Below are 20,352 nucleotides of genomic sequence, written 5' to 3'. Positions count from 1 at the left end.
CGCGACTTCGTGTCGCGGCATCCGTCGTTTAACGGCGGCTGCGACTCGCCGCTGACTCGCCGCCCGGCGCGCAAACCCGCGACTCTCCTCTTCACGGGTCCGATAACGATTCAGAAAAGGTCGAAGGCTCTTCACCTGCGCCCTTGCCCCCCTCAAGGGGGCGGCATACGTTGAACCTGGGAAGCACCTGCGATCGTCGTCCGATCGCCGAGAGGTTTCGCCACAGCATCTTCTCCTCGCACGGACGACGCTCGGCATTCACCGATGAGGAGGAGAAATGCGTGTCATCCTGCAACGCAGACGGGCTCTTGCGCCTGTCGCACTCGGCGGGGCTCTCGCCCTGACGCTGGTCGGCTGCACAGGCGGCGGCGACAACAATGATGGCAATACCGATGCGACGAATCAGGACTTCAGCGGCGAGACCATCGAGGTCGCAGCCGCGTGGTCGGGTGCCGAGCAAGCCAATTTCGAAGAGGTGCTGAAAGCATTCGAGGATCAGACCGGTGCCACCGTGAACTACTCGAGCTTCGGCGACCAGGCCGCGACGACGCTCGGCACCCAGATCGAGGGCGGCAGTCCGCCGAATGTCGCGCTGCTCCCGCAGCCGGCGCTTCTTGAGCAGCTTGCGAACGACGGCAACCTCATCCCGTTATCGGACGATGCGCGATCCGCGGTGGAAGACAACTACTCGGAGAGCTGGATCGAGCTGGGCACCGTCAACGACGAGCTGTACGGGGTGTGGTTCAAGGCGTCGAACAAGTCGACCGTCTGGTACAACGCTGACATCTATGACGAGGCCGGCGCTACGGAGCCAGAAGATTGGGACGGCTTCCTGGAGCAGCTGCAGTTGGTGTCGGATGCCGGGTACGCGGGCATCTCGATCGGCGCCGACGTGGGCTGGCCGCTCACCGACTGGTTCGAGAACGTCTACCTGCGCACTGCGGGCGGCGACATGTATGACCAGTTGACCAACCACGAGATCCCGTGGACGGACCCGTCGGTGGCCGAGGCCCTCGAAGTACTCGCGACGCTCTGGGGCACCGACCTCGTGCAGCAGGGTGCGGCACAGCGAACCTTCCCTGAGTCGGTCACCGAGGTGTTCGGGGCTGATCCGAAGGCCGGCACCGTGTACGAGGGCGACTTCGTGGCAGGCAACATCGCCGACGACGGAAGTTCGACAGTCGGTGAGAACGCCCTGTTCTACGACTTCCCTGCGATCAATGACTCGGAGCCCTCCGTGGTCGGAGGCGGTGACGTCGCCGTCGCGTTCGTGGACGACGAGGTGACCGATGCCTTCATGCAGTTCCTCGCCTCGGCCGACTCGGCTGAGGTGTGGGTGCCCAACGGCGGTCTGACCTCGCCGAACAGTTCGGTCGACACTTCGCTCTACCCCGACGACATCTCGCGGCAGATCGCTGAAGCGCTCACCGGCGCCGAGACGTTCCGCTTCGACATGTCCGACCTCACTCCGAGCGCCTTCGGCGGTACGCCGGGTCAGGGGTTCTGGCAGATCATGATCGAGTTCCTGCAGGATCCGAGCGACATCCCGGGTACGCAGCAGAAGCTCGAGTCGGCTGCCGCAGCGGCGTACACGAGCTGAGCCCCGGCGAGTGCAGAGGAGGCTCGGGTGATCAGAGCAGGCGGTGACGTATGACGCAAGCTGCAGTGGCGCCGCCGGAGCCACCGCGCGAGCAACCGATGAGGGACGGCGAAGCTCGCCGCCCCTCATCGGGTTCTCGCTGGCGCAAGGTCGGCATCGCGCTCATCTTCCTCGCGCCTTCACTGATCCTGCTCGGTGCGCTCGTCGTCTACCCGATCGTCTACACCGTCATCCGGTCGCTGTACGACCGCACCGGCGATCGCTTCGTCGGGTGGGAGAACTACGTGACGATGTTCACGAACGACTCCACGTTCACGGCGATCCGCAACAACATCATCTGGGTGCTCGTCGCGCCGATCACCTGCACGATCCTCGGCCTGATCTTCGCCGTGCTGCTCGACAAGATCAAGTGGTCGTACGCCTTCAAACTCATCGTCTTCATGCCGATGGCGATCTCGATGCTGGCGGCGGGCGTGATCTTCCGTGGCATGTTCCAGGAGAGCCCGAACCTCGGTGTCGTGAACGCATCGCTGGTGGCGGTCAACAGCGTGTTCGGAGACGACGCTGCGTATCCCGGCGCACGACCGCGCGAGGGCCAAGGAATCGTCGCCGACAGAGGGCTCATAGCCAGCGAGAGTCAGGTCGATACGGGCTCTGAGCAGAACTTCCCGCTCGTCGGCATCCGCCAGTCCGGGGTGCCCGAAGAGGCCGACGATGCCCGTGAAGCGGGCAGCGCGGGCAACGACGAGATCAGCGGCACCGTATGGCTCGACGTCGTGCGCGGCGGCGGTGGTGTCGACGGAGAGATCGGTGACGGCAAACCAGGGCTGCCCGGCATCCGGGTCGATGCCGTGGCAGACGACGGGACCGTGGCTGCGTCCGCTGAGACCGATGCGGAGGGGCGGTACACGTTGTCGGGCCTGGACCCGGGCAGCTATCGCGTCGCCTTGCCCGCCTCCAACTTCGACGAGGGCTTCAACGGCGTGTCGTGGTTGAGCGCCTCGTTCATCACCGGCGTCATCATCCTCTCGTACATCTGGATCTGGGCGGGCTTCGCGATGGTGATGATCTCGTCGGGCCTCTCGGCCATGGACCGTTCCCTGCAAGAGGCCGCGCGGATCGACGGCGCGAGCGAGTGGAAGGTGTTCACTCGCATCACGGCGCCTCTGCTCGCGCCGGTGATCATCGTCGTGTTCGTCACGCTCATCATCAACGTGCTGAAGATCTTCGATCTGGTCTACGTCATACCGCCCGGTGCGTCGAAGCCCGCGGCGAACGTGATCGCCGTCGAGATGTGGACGGTCTCGTTCGGCGGCGGCAACGATCAAGGGCTGGGCAGCGCGCTCGTGGTGCTGCTGCTCGTGCTGGTGCTGCCGTTCATGATCATCAACGTGCGCCGGTTCAAGCAGGAGCGAGAGCAATGAGCGGCGCGATGCGCAGGCGCGATGCGCAGGCTGCGGATGCGGGGGTGCGCGATGACTACTAGCGACCTCACCGTCGTGCGGGGTAAGCGGTCGCCCGCTGAGCGCGTGGTTACATTCCTCGGCCGCGGTCTGGTGAACGTCCTGCTCATCATCGTCGCGGTGTTCTGGCTCGTACCGACCGTGGGACTCTTCATCTCGTCGTTGCGGCCGATCGGCGAGAGCACCTCGTCGGGATGGTGGACGGTCTTCACCGCCCCGGCGCAGTTGACGCTCGAGAACTACGCCAACCTGCTCTCGAACTCCACCATCACTGGATCGTTCTGGAACACGGTGGTCATCACAGTGCCGACGACGATCGCCGTCGTAGTGATCGGCGCGCTCGCCGGGTACGCCTTCGCATGGATGGACTTCCCCGGGCGCGATTGGCTGCTCATCGCGATCATCGTGCTGCTCGCGGTGCCGCTCCAGGTGGGCCTCATCCCGATCGCACGCATGTTCGGGGCCATCGGCATCTTCGGCTCGATCATCGGTGTGATCCTGTACCACATCGCCTTCGGTCTGCCGTTCGCGGTATTCCTGCTGCGCAACTTCTTCACGCAGATCCCGGGCGAACTGTTGGAGGCAGCGCGCATCGACGGGGCGAGCGAGTTCCGCATCTTCACGCGGATCGTGCTGCCGCTGGGCGGGCCCGCGATCGCCTCGCTCGCGATCTTCCAGTTCCTGTGGACGTGGAACGACATGCTCGTGGCGCTGATCTTCAGCAACTCTGAGTCGCAACCGCTGACGGTCGCGATTCAGAGCCAGCTGCGGCAGTTCGGCGCGAACATCGACGTGCTGTCATCTGGCGCGTTCCTGTCGATGCTTGTGCCGTTGGTCGTGTTCTTCGCCTTCCAGCGGTACTTCGTGCAGGCGCTGCTCGCCGGCTCGCAGAAGTAGCCGCCCGTGTTCCGCGCTGTCGCGAGGGTTTGCGTCGCTCGCGCGGGTTGGAACCCGACGTAGTGCAGCAAACCCTCGCGCGACCGCCGCCATCGCCGCCACCGCGACCGTGACTGCGACAGTCACAGTCACGCCCCCCGCAGTTGCCTCGACTTGTGCCTTGCGGCCAGCCTGCGCTGTTGCGAGGGTTTGCGTCTTTCGCGCGGGTTGGAACTCGACGGAGTGCAGCAAACCCTCGCGAGAGCCGCCGCCGCGACCGCGACCGTCACAGTCACGCCCCCCCGCAGTTGCCTCGACTTGTGCCTTGCGGCCAGCCCCCGCTGTCGCGAGGGTTTGCGTCGCCCTCCGCGCTGTCGCAAGGGTTTGCGTCGCCCGCGCGCGTTGGAACCCGACGTAGTGCAGCAAACCCTCGCGCCGCCACCACAGTTCACACGGCCGCGCCCTCGTCCACAGGCCGTCGCATAGGCATCCATGCTCCGCGGTCGTCTTGTGTGCTGGACGGATGCTGCACTCCGCTCTCGCCGACGACCTCGAAGTCGCGCTCGCCTCCCACGACGGCCTGGTCACGACCGCTCAGCTCACCGAGCTCGGGTTCAGCAGCCGAGCAGTGTCACGCGCGGTCGCTACCGGCCGGCTCGCGCCCTTGCGACGCGGGGTCTATGCCGACGCCGCAGTGCACGCCGCCGGGCCCGAGGAGCGGCATGTGTGGCGGATGCGGGCAGAAGCCGCGGTCGCGCACAAGCCCCTCGTCTTCAGCCATGTTTCCGCCGCTGCCCTCCATGGTCTTCCCTTCATCGGCGACGCACCGGGCAGGGTGCACGTGGTGGCTGAGACCCGCAGCGGCAGCAACTCTGCTGGTCGCTGCGTCCACACGACACAGTCTCCTGTGCGCCCGGTGGTCGTGGAGGGCCTGCTCGTCACCTCGCTGGAGCGCACGGTCGTCGACCTCGCGCTGACAGCATCCTTCGCAGCCGCGCTGGCCGCTGCTGACCGAGCGCTCGCGTTGATCGACGCGGACACTCCGGCGCCGCTGCTGGAGACGCTCGAGTCCCTTCAACCGACGCGCGGCCTCCGACGTGCGCTGCGCGTGCTGCGAGCCGCCGACAGGCGTTCCGGCAGCGCCGGCGAGTCGCTGAGCCGCGCGCGCATGATCGAGCTCGGCTTCGAGGTTCCAGAGCTTCAGGTGCGTTTCGACCGCCCGGGTGGAGGTGTCTCGTTCGTCGACTTCTTCTGGAGACGGCAGGCGCTGATCGGCGAGTTCGACGGGCTCGTGAAGTACTCGCGGTCGCGCGAGTTGAATGGGATGTCGCCCGCCGCATCCGTCATCGCCGAGAAGCGCCGAGAAGACGAGCTGCGCCGGCAAGTCAGGGGTTTCGAGCGTTGGACCTGGGACGACGCGATCTCGCCACGGCGCTTCGCGGCGCTGCTGTCCGACTTCGGTGTGCCGCGCGCCTCAGACACCCGCTGACCGAAGCTTCACACGCGCCGATCACCTCCCGCGCGCATCCCTTCACGCGAGCGCCTGGCCGCCGGCCGCGCGAGGGTTTGATGCAGTCGCGACGGTTTGAACCCGCGCAGGTGCAGCAATCTCTCGCGCGTGTCAGCACGCCGCCGCGGTGCAGCTCGAGCAAACCGTCGCGACGGCCTTCGACCCGCGAGAGGGCAGGTGTCATCCTCACGCGACGGACGACCTCCGGTCCGCGACCGACCACCTCCGGTCCGCGACCGACCCTTCCTTCGCGTGACGGTTCACCTCCGGTCCGCGCGAGGGTTTGATGCAGTCGCGACGGTTTGGACCCGCGCAGGTGCAGCAGACCCTCGCGTGAGTTGCCGTCGAAGCCGAAGCGGCTCGAGCAGACCCGCGCGAGAGTTGAAGGCGGAGGCGAAGGCAGAAGCGACGACGGAGACGAAGGCAGAGGCCGCGGCGCGGCGAAGTCGGGCGCACTGGAACCCCAAGGCAGCCGGCACCGCCGAGGCACTCGGCAGCGCGGGGGTAGCCTCGCCGTGTGAGTGTGGTGGGAGCAGGCCGCGGCGGCGGCGGGGGCAGGCCGGGTGCCCGCATCAGTGGCGGGGATGCCGAGGCGCAGCGCGCGATCAACGCCGAGGCCCCGCACATCCCGCACCTGCTCCGCCGGATCGCCGCGCTCTTCGCGCCGCACAAGGCGAAGCTCAGCGTCACCATCGCCCTCGTGCTGGTCGGCGCTGCGCTCAGCGTCGTGCCGCCCCTGCTCACGCAGCAGGCATTCGACCGCGGCTTGTTCCCGCAGCATCAGCGCGGTCCCGACCTGCAGGTCCTCGGCATCCTGGTCGGCCTGATGATCGCGGTGTACGTGGTGTCGGCGCTGCTCGGGGTCTGGCAGACCTGGCTCACCGCCACGGTCGGCAACACCGTCATGGGTGAACTGCGCGTCGGTCTGTTCCGCCACCTGCAGACGATGGAGCTCGGCTTCTTCACTCGCACGAAGACCGGCGTCATCCAATCGCGCCTGCAGAACGACGTGGGCGGCGTCGCCAACGTGCTCACCAACACCATCTCAAGCGTGCTCGGCAACACCGTCACCGTGATCGCGGCCTTCATCGCCATGCTGCTCCTCAGCTGGCAGCTCACGATCGTGGCGCTGTTCCTCATGCCGGTGCTCGTCATCGCCCAGCGCCGCGTGGGGCAGGTGCGCGCCCGCATCGCCGCCAGGTCGCAGGAGTCGCTGTCTGAGATGACCGCGATCACGCAGGAGGCGCTCAGCGTCTCGGGAGTGCTGCTCGCGAAGAGCTTCAACCGTCAGCGCGCCGAGACCGACCGCTACGCCGACGAGAACAGGCGGCAGGTCGGGCTGCAGGTGCGCCAGCAGATGAGCGGCCAGTGGTTCTTCGCGCTCGTGAATATCTTCCTGTCGGCGGTGCCGGCAATCGTGTACCTCGTCTCGGGCCTCCTCATCACGGGCGGCGCCGCAGGCATCACCGCCGGCACGATCGTCGCCTTCACCACGGTGCAGGGGCGCCTGCTGTTCCCTCTCATGGGCCTGATGCGCCTGGCGCTCGACGTGCAGACCTCGCAAGCCCTCTTCGCGCGCATCTTCGAGTACCTCGACCTCAGACCGAGCATCACGGATGCCGCAGCATCCGCTCCGGTCGATCGCACCCGCGTCGGCCTCGTCGAGTTCGACGGCGTGAGCTTCCACTACCCAGACGCGAGCGAGGCAGAGCCGACGCTTCGCGAGGTGAGCTTCCGCATCGAGCCCGGACAGTTCGCGGCCTTCGTCGGCCCCAGCGGTGCGGGTAAGACGACCATCGGCTACCTGGTGCCGCGTCTCTACGATGTGTCGGGTGGGACGGTGCGCTTCGCCGGTACCGACGTGCGAAAGCTGCGCCACGACGACCTGATCGCCGAGATCGGCATCGTCAGTCAGGAGACGTACCTCTTCCACTCGACCATCGCCGCGAATCTCCGGTACGCGAAGCCCGATGCGAGCGACGCGGAACTGCATGCTGCAGCACGGGCAGCGAACATCCACGACACGATCATGAGCTTCCCCGACGCGTACGAGACGGTCGTCGGCGAACGCGGGTACCGGCTGAGCGGCGGCGAGAAGCAGCGCATCGCGATCGCGCGAGTGCTCCTGAAGGACCCCGCCGTGCTGGTGCTCGATGAGGCGACCAGCGCGCTCGACACCGTATCGGAGCGTGTCGTGCAGCAAGCGCTCGACGCTGCCTCGCGAGGGCGTACGACGATCGCGATCGCGCACCGCCTCTCGACCATCGTCGGTGCAGACGTCATCTTTGTCGTCGAGCGGGGTCGCGTCGTTGAGCGCGGAACCCACGCCGAACTGCTCGCCGCGAACGGCACCTACGCGCGCCTCTTCGAACAGCAGCGGTGACGGATGCCGCGTGCCGAGGGATGCCGGATGACGGATGCCGGATGCCGGATGACGGATGCCGGTGGCACGGCATCCCTCGGCATTCCCGCGCCACCACACCCCGCCCGTCAACTCCGCCTCGGTGTGCCCGCGTGCCACTGAGCGCTGCCGCCGCCGCAGGCACCGCGGCATCCGCCGTCCCGAGTGAGCCTGAGTTGCCCGTCGCGAGGGTTTGCTGCACCTGCGACAGTTGAAACCCCCGCGAGTGCAGCAAACCCTCGCGAAACCGAAGTCGCGGTGGCTCGACAGCGCGGTGGCGTGGCAGGCGGTGGTGCGGTGGCTCGGCGTTGCCGTCGAGTGGCGGGGCGCGGCCGCGAGGCAGCGCGCGTCCGAGGAGCCGAGCCAGGCAGTCGGCGCACCAGGTGCGGCCGCTGTCCGTCGTCGCGAGGGTTTGCTGCACCAGCAAGGGTTGAATCCCGCGCGAGTGCAGCAAACCCTCGCAAGTCAACGGCTCGTAGGTCAACGGCTCGTAGGTCAACGGCTCGTAGGTCGGCGGCTCGTAGGTCGGCGGCTCGTAGGTCGGCGGCTCGTAGGTCGGCGGCTCGTAGGTCGGCGGCTCGTAGGTCGGCGGCTCGTAGGTCGGCGGCTCGCAGGTCGGCGGCTTCGCGGGTGGTCGGCGTCCGGGTCGACCCCTTGCGGGTCTGGGCTCGAGGTCGGCGGCTCGCGCAGGCGGCAGGCGGCAGGCGGCAGGCCCCAGGCGGCAGGCCGGCCCAGGCGCCCAAGTACTCGTAACAGCATCAGACCCCGCTGCTAGCCTCGCAGTCATGAAGTACGCCGCGAGTGTTATCGACCTGGTCGGCGACACCCCCCTCGTCAAGCTCAACCACGTGACCGCCGATGTCAAGGCCACGGTGCTCGTCAAGCTCGAGTACCTGAACCCGGGCGGCTCGTCGAAGGACCGCATCGCGACCCGCATCATCGACGCGGCCGAGCGCGAGGGCAAGCTCAAGCGCGGCGGCACCATCGTGGAGCCCACGAGCGGCAACACGGGTGTCGGCCTCGCTCTTGTGGCGCAGCAGCGCGGCTACCGCTGCGTGTTCGTCTGCCCCGACAAGGTGGGCGAAGACAAGCGCAACGTGCTCAAGGCCTACGGCGCCGAGGTGGTCGTCACGCCGACCTCGGTCGCGCCCGACAGCCCCGAGTCGTACTACAGCGTCTCCGACCGCCTCGCACGCGAGATTCCCGGCGCGTTCAAGCCCAACCAGTACGAGAACCAGAACGGTCCGCTGAGTCACTACGAGACGACCGGTCCCGAGATCTGGCGCGACACCGACGAGCGCATCACGCACTTCGTCGCGGGAGTCGGCACGGGCGGCACCATCAGCGGCACCGGCCGGTACCTCAAGGAGGTCTCGGACAATCGCGTGCGCATCATCGGCGCCGACCCCGAGGGCTCGATCTACTCGGGCGGCGGCGGGCGTCCCTACCTCGTCGAGGGCGTGGGCGAAGACTTCTGGCCCGGCGCCTACGACCCGAAGCAGGTCGACGAGATCATCGAAGTGACGGATGCCGAGTCGTTCGACATGACTCGACGGCTCGCACTCGAAGAGGGCATCCTCGTCGGCGGCTCGAGCGGGATGGCGGTCGTCGCTGCGCTCAAAGCCGCGGCATCCCTCGATGAGGACGCCGTCGTCGTCGTACTGCTGCCCGATGGAGGACGCGGCTACCTCGGCAAGATCTTCAACGACACGTGGATGGATCACCACGGCTTCGGCGAAGAGCCCGACGAGAGCGAAGTGCTCACAGTGCGCGATGTGCTCGACGAGTCACGTGCGGATGCCGGCGATGCCGGCGCTTCGGGCGCTTCGGGAACCGAGGTCACCCGCGGCACCGAGCCCCTCATCGCGATCCACCGCGACGCGACCGTGCGCGAGGCAGTCGAAGCCATGGCCCACCACGGCGTCACGGAGCTCGCCGTGCTGAGCGCCGCCCAGCCGGTCGTGCTCGGCGAGGTGGCCGGGGCGGTCACCCAGTCGGGGCTGCTCTCCGCGCTCGCCGAGGGCGGCATCACCGGCGACACCGTTCTCGCCCGGCTCGACTCGCTGCCCGAATCGGCGCTGCCGCTCGTCGGAGCCAACGAGCCGATCGAAGAGGCCGAGCGCCTACTCGATGAGCGCGGGGTCGGCTCGGCGCTCGTGCTCGACCTCGGCAAGCCGATCGCCACCATCACGAGGGCGGCGATCCTTCGCCACCGAGCCCTCGCCCATTCGCGCACACGCCCATGATCGACAGGCGCATCCCCATCGCGGCTCGCTGAGCGCCCGCCCGCCTGGCTTCAGACCACAGGCGGAGCGACGGCATCCGATTCAACGGAGAAGGGTTCTGAGATGACTCACCACACCGACCGCCTCGACGGCTACGACTTCAACACCCGAGCGATCCACGCCGGCCAGGCCTTCGACCCCACCACCGGCGCCGTGGTGCCGCCGATCTACATGTCGTCGACGTTCGTGCAAGACGGCATCGGCGGGTTCCGCGGCGGGTACGAGTATGCGCGTGGCGGAAACCCGACGCGCGATTCGCTGCAGACGATGCTCGCCTCGCTCGAGGGCGCCAAGCACGCATTCAGCTTCGCCTCGGGCCTCGCGGCAGAAGACGCGCTGCTCCGCGCGGTGCTGAAGCCGGGCGACCACGTGCTCATGGGCAATGACGTCTACGGCGGCACTCACCGCCTCGTGAACCGCGTGCACGTGCCGTGGGGAGTGGGGCTCTCGACGGTCGAGATGTCGGATGCCGACGCCGTGCGCGACGCGATCCGGCCCGAGACTCGCGTGCTGTGGCTCGAGACCCCCAGCAACCCCCTGATGAAGATCACCGACATCGCCGCGCTCGCCGCGATCGGCCACGATGCGGGCGCTCTGGTCGTCGTCGACAACACTTTCGCATCGCCCTACCTGCAACGACCCATGTCGTTCGGCGCCGATGTGGTGGTGCACTCGACGACGAAGTACCTCGGCGGGCACTCCGACGTGCTCGGCGGAGCGGTGGTGCTCGATGACGATGAACTCGCCGCCAAGGTCGGTTTCCAGCAGTTCGGCGCGGGAGCGGTCTCGTCGCCGATGGAGGCGTGGCTGACCGTGCGCGGCGTCAAGACGCTTCCGGTGCGCATGGACCGGCATAGCGCGAACGCCGGCACTATCGCCGAGGCAGTGCAGCGGCATCCGAAGATCGAACGGGTCTACTACCCCGGCCTCCCCGATCACCCGGGTCACGCGATCGCCGCGAAGCAGATGCACGGTTTCGGCGGGATGCTGTCGCTGGCCGTGCGCGGTGGCAGTGATTCCGCGCGCAAGCTCGCTGAGAGCACGACGCTGTTCCAGCTGGCGGAGTCGCTCGGCGGCGTCGAGTCGCTCATCGGCTACCCGAGCGAGATGACGCACGCGTCGGTCAAGGGCACCGAGCTGGCCGTGCCCGAGAACGTGGTGCGCCTATCGGTCGGCATCGAGTCGGTCGACGACCTGCTCGCCGATCTGACAGAGGCGCTTGACCGGCTCTGACGACGGGCGCCGGCGGCGCCTCTGACGACCGGCTCTAACGGCCGGCTCCGGCGGCGCCTCTGACGACCGGCTCCGGCGGCGCCTCTGACGACCGGCGCCGAGACGGCTCCGGCGGCGCATCCGGCTACCGGCTCTGACGGCCTCGCTCTGGTGCGAGGCCGATGACGCCGCTACGGTCAGGGCATGCGAATCCTGCTAGTGGGTGCCGGCGGCGTCGGCAATGCGATCGCGAAGATCGCCGCACGGCGCAACTTCTTCGAGACCATGGTCGTGAGCGACTACGACCCGGAGCGAGCCGAGCAAACGATCGCCTGGCTCACCGAGCGCCATGGCGATCAGGGCTCGCGCTTCATCGCGGCCAGGGTGGATGCCGGCGACCCGGCGAGCGTCACGGCGCTCGTGCGCGAGCACCGCATCACGCACGTCATGAACGCGGTCGAGCCGAAGTTCGTGCCCTCGGTGTTCACCGGCGCGTTGGATGGCGGCGCCGACTACCTCGACATGGCGATGAGCCTGTCGGAACCGCACCCGACCGCGCCGTACGAGCAGCCCGGGGTGAAGCTCGGCGACGATCAGTTCGCGCAGGCGCCCGACTGGCAGGCCGCCGGGCGGCTGGCGCTTGTGGGCATGGGCGTTGAGCCCGGGCTGAGCGATGTCTTCGCCCGGTACGCCGTCGACCATCTGTTCAGCGAGGTGTACGAGCTCGGCACTCGCGACGGCGCGAACCTCGTCGTGCGCGACAGCGCCGGGAACGAACTGTTCGCCCCCTCGTTCAGCATCTGGACCACGATCGAAGAATGCTTGAACCCGCCGGTGGTGTGGGAGAAGGACCGCGGCTGGTACACGACCGAACCCTTCTCCGAGCCGGAGGTGTTCGACTTCCCCGAGGGCATCGGGCCGGTCGAGTGCGTCAACGTCGAGCATGAAGAGGTCATGCTCATGCCGCGGTACCTCGACGCGCAGCGCGTGACGTTCAAGTACGGGCTGGGCGACGAGTTCATCGGCATCCTGAAGACCCTCAACCAGCTCGGACTCGACTCCACCACGCCGATCCGCGTGCGTTCCGCGAACGGCCCGGTCGAAGTGGCGCCGCGTGATGTGGTCGCCGCAGCACTGCCCGACCCGGCCACGATCGGCCCGATGATGACGGGCAAGACCTGTGCGGGAGTCTGGGTCACCGGCCTCGGCAAAGACGGCGAGCCGCGCGAGGTCTACCTCTATAACGTCAGCGACAACGAGTGGACGATGGCCGAGTATGGCGCGCAATGCGTCGTGTGGCAGACCGCGATGAATCCTGTGATCGCCCTCGAGCTGCTGGCCACCGGTGTCTGGCACGGCGTGGGCGTCGTCGGCCCTGAGGCGTTCGACGCTGCACCGTTCCTCGAACTCATGGCGAAGCCCGTCGAGGAGGGCGGCTACGGTCAGCCCTGGGGGCTCGAGGAGCGCGCTCCTCAAGCGGCGTAGCGCAAAGGCGTCGCGCGGCATCCATAACGACATCGGTCCGGCGGCCCTGAATGGGCTCACCGGACCGATGTCGTCGTGCTCGCGGCCCGATGGCGGCGCGAGCGGCTGCTGCGCCGGATGCGGTCGCGGCCGCAGCCTCACCGCACCCCGTCACCGGCGTGCGCGCTCCGTCAGTTGGGGCGAGATCGCGAACGTGAGCCCGATCGCCAGGTGGCTGAGCGTCATGAACGTCATGTACGCAGGCCACGCCAGCGGCTGGTCGCCCTGTTCGAGCACGGTGACGATGAAGGGGATCAGCGGCCAGGATGCCGCGACCAGCGGCAGCGCCCGCGCCGCGCCGCGCCACGATCCGTTCAGCGCCACCCTCAGCGCGACGGCGAACGTCGCGGCCGCCGTGACGAACATCGCGGTGTTCGACACGGTGAGGCTCGTCTCGCTCGGGGCGATCGCGTGCGTGATGCTGGTGGCCATCGTGCCGAGGCTCAGCACGATCGCCACGGCGCCCATCGCTCGCCAGCCGCTGCTTCGGCCCACGCCGCCTGCAAGCGTGACGATGAGCAGCACGCCGACGATCGCGAGCTCGAGGGCGATCGCCGCCAACGCACCGGTCAGCGAATAGCGCTCGCCCTCCGGCCACGGAAGCGCGACGAGCACTCCGAAGACGACGACGAGCGCGGTGATCGCGAGGCCCCCGGCCCGCACGGCTTGGCGCTGCTGAGGCGCCTTCGGTTCACTATGCGCCGGCACATCGGTACGTGCGGCGCGAGGGATGGTGCTGGTGTTCATGGTGCTCCAATCGGTCGAGGTGGTTCCAACTGATGCCACGATCGCGGCCATGCGTCCCGGGCGGACAGTGACGGCGCGCCATGCCTTCAGCGGCACGATGTCCCCGCAGAACGGGACAGGGTCGGGACAATTGCCCGCTGACAGCGGCCGTCCGGCCTGCGACGATGAGCACATGTCAGTGACCGTCGGCGCGGCGACCGGGGCCAGGGTGTTGCGGGCCTCGCCGGTGGCGATGTCGGTCACGCTCTCCTTCGCGGTGGCGCTCGCCGCTGCAGCAGTGGCGCTCGACCTGCTCGTCGCCGCCCGCGGCGAGAACCCGCCGGTGGCTCCGGCATGGACGCTCGCACTCCCGGGCGGATGCCTCGCCTCGGCGGGTGCGCTGATGGCGGGTCGGATGCCCCGGCATCCGATCGCGGTCATCCTCCTCGTGTTCGGTTTCGGACAACTGCTCGTCGGGCTGAGCGCGGGGTGGGTGAACGTGGCGGCGACGGGGTCGCCCGAACTGCCTCTCGTCGCTGCCGCGCTGTGGCTGGTGCAGCGGTGCTCGGGCATTGCGATGTTCGCCGTGCCGCTCGTGCTCGTGCTGTTCCCTGACGGGCGACTTCCCAGACGACGCGTCTGGAAGGCGCTCGCACTCGTGAGCCTTGCGCTCATGGCATTTCTGGCCCTGATGCTCGTGACGGCGCCTTTCGGCCAGTCGAGTCACCGCTTCGGGGCTCCCGATTCGCGGGTGCGGCCCTGGATCGACTTCGACTGGGGGGTGCAGTTGCCGCCGGGCGGGTGGCTGATCCTCCTGCGATTGGTCGTGCCCGCGATGATCGGCGCGCTGGCGCTCGCCGCGATCGTGGTGATCGCGAGGTCGGCCGGCGCCGACGAGGTGAGGCGGCGGCAGCTGCGCTGGTTGGCGTGGTCAGGGAGTGTGTTCAGCCTTGGCTTCATCCTCGGCGTCACTGTGCTGCCGTACGACTTGGCGCAGGCGGTGCTCACCCTAACGACGGCAGCGGTGTGCTGGGCGCTGGTGGCATCGATCACCGGGTCCAAGCTCGGGGCGATCGACCGGGTCATCGGCTGGAGCATCGTCTACGCCGTGCTCGTCGCGGCGGTGATCGTGGTCGACCTCGCACTGGTGATGCTGGCGGGCGGATTGGCGGATGACAGCACACTCGCGATCGTCGCGATGATCGCAGTGCTGATCGTCTACGCGCCGTTGCGCGAGCGGCTGCTGGGTTTGGTGAGCCGCATGGTGAACGGGCGGAGGGGAGACCCCTACGGCGTCGTCTCCGCCCTCGCGCAGCGCCTCGAGCGCAGCGACGAGCCCGACGACCAGCTCTCGCACATCGCCCGTGCGGTGCGCAAGGCCTTCGCCTCGCCGTACGCGGCGGTGCGCATCGAACGACCGGACGGCGGGATGCTGATCGCCGAAGACGGCGTGCGCACCGACACCGCGCGCACCATGCCGCTCATGTATCGCGGTGAGACCATCGGCACACTCGAACTCGCGGCCGGCAGACGCAGCACCCGCATGTCGTCGCGAGACGAGCGCCTGCTCGCCGACCTCGTGAGGCAGGCCGCCGCGGCGGTGCGCTTCGACGCGGTGAGCCGCGAGTTGCAGGGCATCCGCGAGAAGCTGGTGCTCGCGCGTGAGGAGGAGCGCCGACGAATCCGGCGCGACCTGCACGACGGTCTCGGCCCCGCACTGGCCGCAGTGGGGCTCCGACTGGATGCGGCCCGCAATCTGCTGGGGCGCGACCCCGAGGGAGCGGCCGTGCTGCTCGAGGCGGCGAGCTCCGAGCTCTCCGAGAGCATCGGTGAGATCCGCCGGGTGAGTCACGACCTGCGCCCGCCCGCCCTCGACGACCTCGGGTTCGAGCGAGCCCTGCAGCAGCTCTGCGAACGGCTGGGGGCGGAGCTCTCGATCGAGCGGATGCCGGCAGCGCTTCCCCCTGCCGTCGAGGTCGCTGCCTACCGGGTGGCTGCCGAAGCGCTTACGAACGCCGGGCGTCACGCTCGGGCGCAGCACCTGCGCGTCGAATTGCGCGGAGACGACCGGCAGTTCGCGCTCGAGGTGAGCGACGACGGCATCGGCGTTCCGCTCGATACGGTCGCGGGGGTCGGCATCCGTTCGATGCATGAGCGCACTGAGGAACTCGGAGGTTCGGTGCAACTGCTCGAACGCGACGGCGGCGGTACGATCGTGCGCGCGAGCTGGCCGATCGGCGACGCGGCCGTGAGCGACCCCGGAGAGCACCGGAATGGCTGAGATCACCGTCGTCATCGCCGACGACCACCCGGTGTACCGGGAAGGGCTCGCGGCGCTGCTGACCTCGATCGGCGACCTTCGGGTCGTCGCGACCGCGGCGGATGGCGCCGAAGCGGTGCAAGCGGCGCTCGCCGAACGGCCCGACGTCGTGGTGATGGACGTGCAGATGCCGGTCATGGACGGCATCGAGGCGACGAGGCGAATCGTCGAGCGGCAGCCGGATGCCGGCATCCTGATGCTCACGATGTCGGAGGACGACGGCACCGTCGCCGAAGCCATGCGCGCGGGAGCCAGGGGATACGTGCTCAAGGGCGCGGGCCAGGCCGACGTCGCCAGGGCTATCCGCGCGGTGGCCGCCGGCGATGCGGTGCTCGGTGGGCGGCTCGCCTCCCGGGTCGGTGAGTACTTCGCGCGCCGGTCGGTCACGCCGCTCGCAGAGTCGTTCCCGCAGCTCACCGAGCGTGAACGCGAGGTGCTGCAGCATCTCGCGGCCGGGCGCACGAACCCGCAGATCGCTGAGCTGCTCTACCTCGCGCCGAAGACGGTGCGCAATACCGTCTCGAACATCTTCACCAAACTGCAGGTGCGGGATCGCGGGGAGGCGGCAGCGCTCGCCCGAGAGGCGGGGCTCGAATAGCGCGCGGCCTCAAAGCTCTCGGGTCGCGCGTCTGCTGTCGACAGGTCCCGGCGGTGCACCCGCTCTTGCACCGGCTCGCGGAAGCCGAGCGCGCGGCATAGCGTGGACGAATGGATGCTGTCGAGCTCGGCCAGTTGAGCGAGCGGCTCGTGGCGATGCGCCAAGACGCCGTGGTGTTCCTCCAGCAGCTCGAGCGCGAGCTCGAGACGATCCGTTCGTCGCGCGCTGATGGCTCGGCCGACGATGAGCATGACCCGGAAGGGCCGACAATGTCGCACGAGTGGTCGCGAGTGACGGCGCTGATCGAGACGGCCCGCGCTGATCTGCACGGTCTCGACGAGGCGGTTCGGCGAGTCGAGGAGGGCACCTATGGCGTCTGCCGGCGCTGTGGAGGCTCGATCGCACCGGGCAGGCTCGAGGCGCGACCCACCGCCGAACTCTGCATCGACTGCGCCCAACTCGCGGCCACTGGCCGCTGACCTCACGCGCCGATCCGGTTCAACTCGGGCAGCACACCGATCTCGGAGGCGCTCCGAACAGCCTGAATGCCCAGGCAGTGCCACAGTTTCTCTCGGTCGAAGCTCAGGGTAGAACGCGCGTTCTGAATTTTGGGTCAGAGAGGGTGGGCAAGGGGGCGACTCGGGGTTACCGTCGAAGCCGGTCGCGATTCCCTAGCGCGGCCGAGGAGGACAGTATGCAGGCCCTGGAGACCCCCTCCACTGAGTCGCCGTCCGCAGAGTCCCTGCTCGGTGGTCGCTACAGGCTCGGCGAGTGCGTCGGGCAAGGCGGAATGGCAATCGTGTACCGGGCGGAGGACGTGATGCTCGGCCGCACGGTCGCCATCAAGCTTGTACGCGACGGTGTCGATTCCTCCGCAGATCCGTCGGCCACGCCCGGACGTGCTCGGGGCGAGATGACCGTGCTCGCCTCGCTCAACCACTCCTCGCTCGTCACGCTCTTCGACGCATGCCTCGAACCCGGCGCTCCTGAGTACTTGGTGATGGAGTTCGTGGACGGTCCCACGCTGCGCGCTCACCTGGCCGGGGGCGCCATGGCGAGCGACGACGTCGCTCAGTTGGCGATCGAACTCGCTGAGGCACTGCACGTGGTGCACACCGCGGGCATCGTGCACCGCGACGTCAAGCCCTCGAACGTGCTGATGGCGCCTCCGCACCTCCCTGGAAGTCACTACCGCGCGAAGCTCGCCGACTTCGGCATCGCGCGCCTCATCGATTCGGTGCAGCAGACCTCTCCTGGAGTCGTGATCGGAACGGCCGCCTATCTCGCCCCCGAGCAATTGCGTGGCGACGACGCGACTCCGGCCGTCGACATCTACTCGCTCGGGCTCGTACTCATCGAGGCTCTCACCGGGGAACCGGCACATGCTCCTGGTGAAGGCCTCGAAGTCGCGCTTGCTCGCTTGGTGAACCCTCCCGCAGTCCCCGAATCGGTCGGACCCGAGTGGGGCGACCTGCTGCGTCGCATGACCAGCACGGATCCGTCACTGCGACCCACCGCACTGGACGTGGCGCTTTCGGCAGCGAAGCTCAAGGGCGCCCCCGGCGCAGCCGAAGAACCTCGGTCTCGCGTGCCGGCGGCGCTTCCTCTCGCCGCCGTTCCGACTGCTGCTGTGGCCATGACGACCGCTGACCCCGGCCCCGCGACGGTGTCGACCGATCCTCCGACCCGGCCGTTCGTCGCCGATGGGAACGTCGTGCCCCTGGTCGCGTCTCGGGGGAGTGCCAACAGGCGCCAGCGCGTCATCGCCGGGGCGGTCGCGGCTGCATCCGCGAGCCTCCTCGCCATCACGGGCATGCTGACCGCCGGAGCCGTGAGCGATGGGTCGCAGAAGCTCGACCAGACGGCAATTACCGAGCCGTCCGAACCGGCCCCTGAAGCCGGGACGGATGCCGGAGGGGCGGAGCCTGCACCGGTAGTCACTCCCATCGGCACCGAGTCGGCGAACTCTGACGCAGACGGTCAGGGTGCAGACAAGGCGGAGCAGAACGCCGCAGAGAAACGACAGCGCGAAGCGGAGAAGCAGGCGGAGGAGGCTCGGAAGCAAGCCGAGCAAGCTCAGAAACAGTCTGAGCAGCAGGGGCCCTCGGAGGAGGCCAAGCAGAACCGATCGGAGAACGCCGAAAACGTTCCGGGACAGAACCGGGGCAACGGTCAGGGCGGAGGCTCGGGCGAGGACTGAGGTGAGTCGCCCCGCAGTGTCCAATCGAAGAACGAGACCCCTGAAGGACTCTCGTTTTTAGAGCGGGGGATGGGGGATTCGTCCCCACCGCCACGGCCGTCACGTCGCTTCGCGACGCGCCGGAACCGGGCAGTGTGGGCCCACCTGATGAAGGTTCGAACCGCAGCGTCCAATCGAAAAACGAGACCCCTGAAGGAGTCTCGTTTTTCGAGCGGAGGATGGGGTGTCTAGGTTCACGACATAGGTCACAGGTGATAGGTCGCTGATGAGTCGCGACATCGGTCACAGTCGGCGGGGTGTCAAAGCATCGGGTTGTGGTTCTGAAGATCGTTGCCGGCCAGCTCACTGTTGCGGATGCAGCGGTGGAGTATGGGATCTCACGGCGGCATTTGCATCGGCTGCTCGCTCGCTACCGGGAGGGCGGATTAGACGCGGTCGAGCCGCGGTCTCGTCGCCCGGTCAGTAACTCCGCGTCGACACCGGAGTCGGTGCGGGCACGGGTCATCGAACTGCGGGTGGCGCTGACCGGCCAAGGCCTGGATGCCGGCCCGATGACGATCGCGTGGCACCTGGAACGTGAGCAGCTGCGTGCCCCGTCAACCTCGACGATCCGGCGGATCCTGCACGGCGCGAATCTGATCACCCCTGAACCGCGGAAGCGACCGAAGTCCTCCTACACCCGGTTCGAGGCGGCGCAACCGAACGAGACCTGGCAATCGGACTTCACCCACTGGCGGCTCGCGGACGGCACCGATATCGAGATTCTGAACTGGCTCGATGACCACTCCCGATTCCTGCTGTCCTGCACCGCCCACCGGCCAGTCACCGGGGACCTTGTGGTCGCCACATTCCTCACCGCGACCGAACAGCACGGCGTCCCCGCCTCGACCCTGACCGACAACGGCCGCGTCTACACGGCCCGGTTCGGAGGAGGACGCAACGCCTTCGAATACCTCTTGCCCGTCCTGGGTGTTCGCCAGAAGAACGGCTCGCCCGGCCACCCGCAGACACAGGGGAAGATCGAACGCTTCCACCAGACCCTCAAACGCTGGCTGGCCGCACAACCGGCCCCTGGCACGCTGCGCGAACTCCAAGCCCAGCTTGACCGATTCCGCGACCACTACAACGAACGCCGTCCCCATCGCGGGAACGACCGACGCACTCCCGGCGATCGATACCGCGCCACCCCGACAGCCCGCCCCGCTTCACCTCGCGAGGGCCACTTCCGAATCCGCTACGACCACGTCGGCAGCAACGGCAAGATGAGCCTGCGCCGAGCCGCCCGCATGCACCACCTCGGAATCGGCGCCGCCCACCGAGGCAAACGTGTCCTAGCCCTCATCGACGAAACCAGCGCCACCGTGATCCACCTCGACACCGGCGAGATCCTCAGCACCCACACCATCGACCCGACCCGAAGCTACTGGCGCAACCAACAACAAGAGCCCGGCCGATGGCCGGGCTCTTGAACGTGACACATGTCGCGACTCAGCCGAGACCTATGTCCCGACTCATCACAGAGCGGAGGATGGGGGATTCGAACCCCCGAGGGCTTGCACCCAACACGCTTTCCAAGCGTGCGCCATAGGCCACTAGGCGAATCCTCCAGGGCGCGCGACGAGTCACGCGGCCTCACA

16 protein-coding genes and 1 tRNA gene are annotated in these 20,352 nt (G+C 68.1%); 14 read left to right on the top strand and 3 right to left on the bottom strand.

Features of this window, described 5'->3' with window-relative positions:
• Positions 1-277 precede the first annotated feature (277 nt).
• The 6 genes from ABV606_RS04750 (at position 278) to ABV606_RS04725 (ending at position 7,973) form a co-directional block, all read left to right on the top strand.
• Positions 278-1,600: an ABC transporter substrate-binding protein gene (locus tag ABV606_RS04750; RefSeq protein ID WP_353988559.1), complete on the top strand. Its 1,323-nt coding sequence runs from the start codon at positions 278-280 to the stop codon at positions 1,598-1,600.
• A 50-nt stretch (positions 1,601-1,650) separates the two neighbouring features.
• Positions 1,651-3,024, top strand: a complete 1,374-nt coding sequence (locus tag ABV606_RS04745) for an ABC transporter permease (RefSeq protein WP_353988558.1) — start codon at positions 1,651-1,653, stop codon at positions 3,022-3,024.
• Between the two features lie 51 nt (positions 3,025-3,075).
• Entirely contained in the window at positions 3,076-3,960 is an 885-nt protein-coding gene (locus ABV606_RS04740) for a carbohydrate ABC transporter permease (RefSeq protein WP_353988557.1), read from the top strand.
• 502 nt (positions 3,961-4,462) lie between these two features.
• Complete coding sequence (locus ABV606_RS04735; protein WP_353988556.1) at positions 4,463-5,428, top strand: type IV toxin-antitoxin system AbiEi family antitoxin domain-containing protein; 966 nt, start codon at positions 4,463-4,465, stop codon at positions 5,426-5,428.
• A 547-nt stretch (positions 5,429-5,975) separates the two neighbouring features.
• A complete protein-coding gene (locus tag ABV606_RS04730; RefSeq protein WP_435415529.1) occupies positions 5,976-7,832 on the top strand; it encodes an ABC transporter ATP-binding protein in 1,857 nt (618 codons plus the stop codon).
• Between the two features lie 3 nt (positions 7,833-7,835).
• Entirely contained in the window at positions 7,836-7,973 is a 138-nt protein-coding gene (locus tag ABV606_RS04725) for a hypothetical protein (protein WP_353988843.1), read from the top strand.
• On the opposite strand, the gene ABV606_RS04720 is transcribed toward ABV606_RS04725, so the two are convergent.
• Positions 7,940-8,593, bottom strand: a complete 654-nt coding sequence (locus tag ABV606_RS04720) for a pentapeptide repeat-containing protein (RefSeq protein ID WP_353988554.1) — start codon at positions 8,591-8,593, stop codon at positions 7,940-7,942. The genes ABV606_RS04725 and ABV606_RS04720 overlap by 34 nt on opposite strands.
• A gap of 42 nt (positions 8,594-8,635) precedes the next feature.
• Between ABV606_RS04720 and ABV606_RS04715 the strand changes: the two genes are divergently transcribed.
• From ABV606_RS04715 to ABV606_RS04705, 3 genes are all read left to right on the top strand, one after another.
• Complete coding sequence (locus tag ABV606_RS04715) at positions 8,636-10,096, top strand: cystathionine beta-synthase (RefSeq protein WP_353988553.1); 1,461 nt, start codon at positions 8,636-8,638, stop codon at positions 10,094-10,096.
• Between the two features lie 102 nt (positions 10,097-10,198).
• Positions 10,199-11,368: a cystathionine gamma-synthase gene (locus ABV606_RS04710; RefSeq protein ID WP_353988552.1), complete on the top strand. Its 1,170-nt coding sequence runs from the start codon at positions 10,199-10,201 to the stop codon at positions 11,366-11,368.
• Between the two features lie 183 nt (positions 11,369-11,551).
• Positions 11,552-12,832 (top strand): saccharopine dehydrogenase family protein, encoded by a 1,281-nt coding sequence (locus tag ABV606_RS04705; RefSeq protein ID WP_353988551.1) that lies wholly within the window; start codon positions 11,552-11,554, stop codon positions 12,830-12,832.
• Between the two features lie 150 nt (positions 12,833-12,982).
• Here ABV606_RS04705 and ABV606_RS04700 read toward each other — a convergent pair whose 3' ends face one another.
• Positions 12,983-13,861 (bottom strand): hypothetical protein, encoded by an 879-nt coding sequence (locus ABV606_RS04700; RefSeq protein ID WP_281488627.1) that lies wholly within the window; start codon positions 13,859-13,861, stop codon positions 12,983-12,985.
• On the opposite strand from ABV606_RS04700, the gene ABV606_RS04695 reads away from it, so the two are divergent.
• The 5 genes from ABV606_RS04695 to ABV606_RS04675 all read left to right on the top strand — a co-directional run bounded on the left by ABV606_RS04695 (position 13,791) and on the right by ABV606_RS04675 (position 20,184).
• A complete protein-coding gene (locus tag ABV606_RS04695; protein WP_353988550.1) occupies positions 13,791-15,878 on the top strand; it encodes a sensor histidine kinase in 2,088 nt (695 codons plus the stop codon). The genes ABV606_RS04700 and ABV606_RS04695 overlap by 71 nt on opposite strands.
• The gene (locus ABV606_RS04690; protein WP_353988549.1) at positions 15,871-16,515 is read left to right on the top strand and encodes a response regulator transcription factor; all 645 of its coding nucleotides are present in this window, start codon (positions 15,871-15,873) and stop codon (positions 16,513-16,515) included. Before ABV606_RS04695 ends, ABV606_RS04690 begins: the two co-directional genes overlap by 8 nt.
• Before the next feature lie 110 nt (positions 16,516-16,625).
• On the top strand, positions 16,626-16,994 hold the full coding sequence (locus tag ABV606_RS04685) for a TraR/DksA family transcriptional regulator (protein ID WP_353988548.1): 369 nt from the start codon (positions 16,626-16,628) through the stop codon (positions 16,992-16,994).
• Between the two features lie 215 nt (positions 16,995-17,209).
• Complete coding sequence (locus ABV606_RS04680; RefSeq protein WP_353988547.1) at positions 17,210-18,715, top strand: serine/threonine-protein kinase; 1,506 nt, start codon at positions 17,210-17,212, stop codon at positions 18,713-18,715.
• 296 nt (positions 18,716-19,011) lie between these two features.
• Complete coding sequence (locus ABV606_RS04675; protein ID WP_353988546.1) at positions 19,012-20,184, top strand: IS481 family transposase; 1,173 nt, start codon at positions 19,012-19,014, stop codon at positions 20,182-20,184.
• A 53-nt stretch (positions 20,185-20,237) separates the two neighbouring features.
• Here ABV606_RS04675 and ABV606_RS04670 read toward each other — a convergent pair.
• Positions 20,238-20,322, bottom strand: a tRNA-Ser gene (locus ABV606_RS04670).
• Positions 20,323-20,352: the final 30 nt, after the last annotated feature.

It is taken from the genome of Ruicaihuangia caeni (assembly GCF_040536845.1).
Lineage (GTDB): Bacteria > Actinomycetota > Actinomycetes > Actinomycetales > Microbacteriaceae > Ruicaihuangia > Ruicaihuangia caeni.
Note: the sequence above shows the minus strand (reverse complement) of the source record. Positions and strands in the feature narration are given on the sequence as shown.

Bases quoted from the DNA above. Each gene is read 5' to 3' on its own strand.
- ABV606_RS04750 (WP_353988559.1), top strand. From the start codon at position 278: ATGCGTGTCATCCTGCAACGCAGACGGGCTCTTGCGCCTGTCGCACTC.
- ABV606_RS04745 (WP_353988558.1), top strand. From the start codon at position 1,651: ATGACGCAAGCTGCAGTGGCGCCGCCGGAGCCACCGCGCGAGCAACCG.
- ABV606_RS04740 (WP_353988557.1), top strand. From the start codon at position 3,076: ATGACTACTAGCGACCTCACCGTCGTGCGGGGTAAGCGGTCGCCCGCT.
- ABV606_RS04735 (WP_353988556.1), top strand. From the start codon at position 4,463: ATGCTGCACTCCGCTCTCGCCGACGACCTCGAAGTCGCGCTCGCCTCC.
- ABV606_RS04725 (WP_353988843.1), top strand. From the start codon at position 7,836: ATGCCGCGTGCCGAGGGATGCCGGATGACGGATGCCGGATGCCGGATG.
- ABV606_RS04715 (WP_353988553.1), top strand. From the start codon at position 8,636: ATGAAGTACGCCGCGAGTGTTATCGACCTGGTCGGCGACACCCCCCTC.
- ABV606_RS04710 (WP_353988552.1), top strand. From the start codon at position 10,199: ATGACTCACCACACCGACCGCCTCGACGGCTACGACTTCAACACCCGA.
- ABV606_RS04705 (WP_353988551.1), top strand. From the start codon at position 11,552: ATGCGAATCCTGCTAGTGGGTGCCGGCGGCGTCGGCAATGCGATCGCG.
- ABV606_RS04695 (WP_353988550.1), top strand. From the start codon at position 13,791: ATGTCAGTGACCGTCGGCGCGGCGACCGGGGCCAGGGTGTTGCGGGCC.
- ABV606_RS04690 (WP_353988549.1), top strand. From the start codon at position 15,871: ATGGCTGAGATCACCGTCGTCATCGCCGACGACCACCCGGTGTACCGG.
- ABV606_RS04685 (WP_353988548.1), top strand. From the start codon at position 16,626: ATGGATGCTGTCGAGCTCGGCCAGTTGAGCGAGCGGCTCGTGGCGATG.
- ABV606_RS04680 (WP_353988547.1), top strand. From the start codon at position 17,210: ATGCAGGCCCTGGAGACCCCCTCCACTGAGTCGCCGTCCGCAGAGTCC.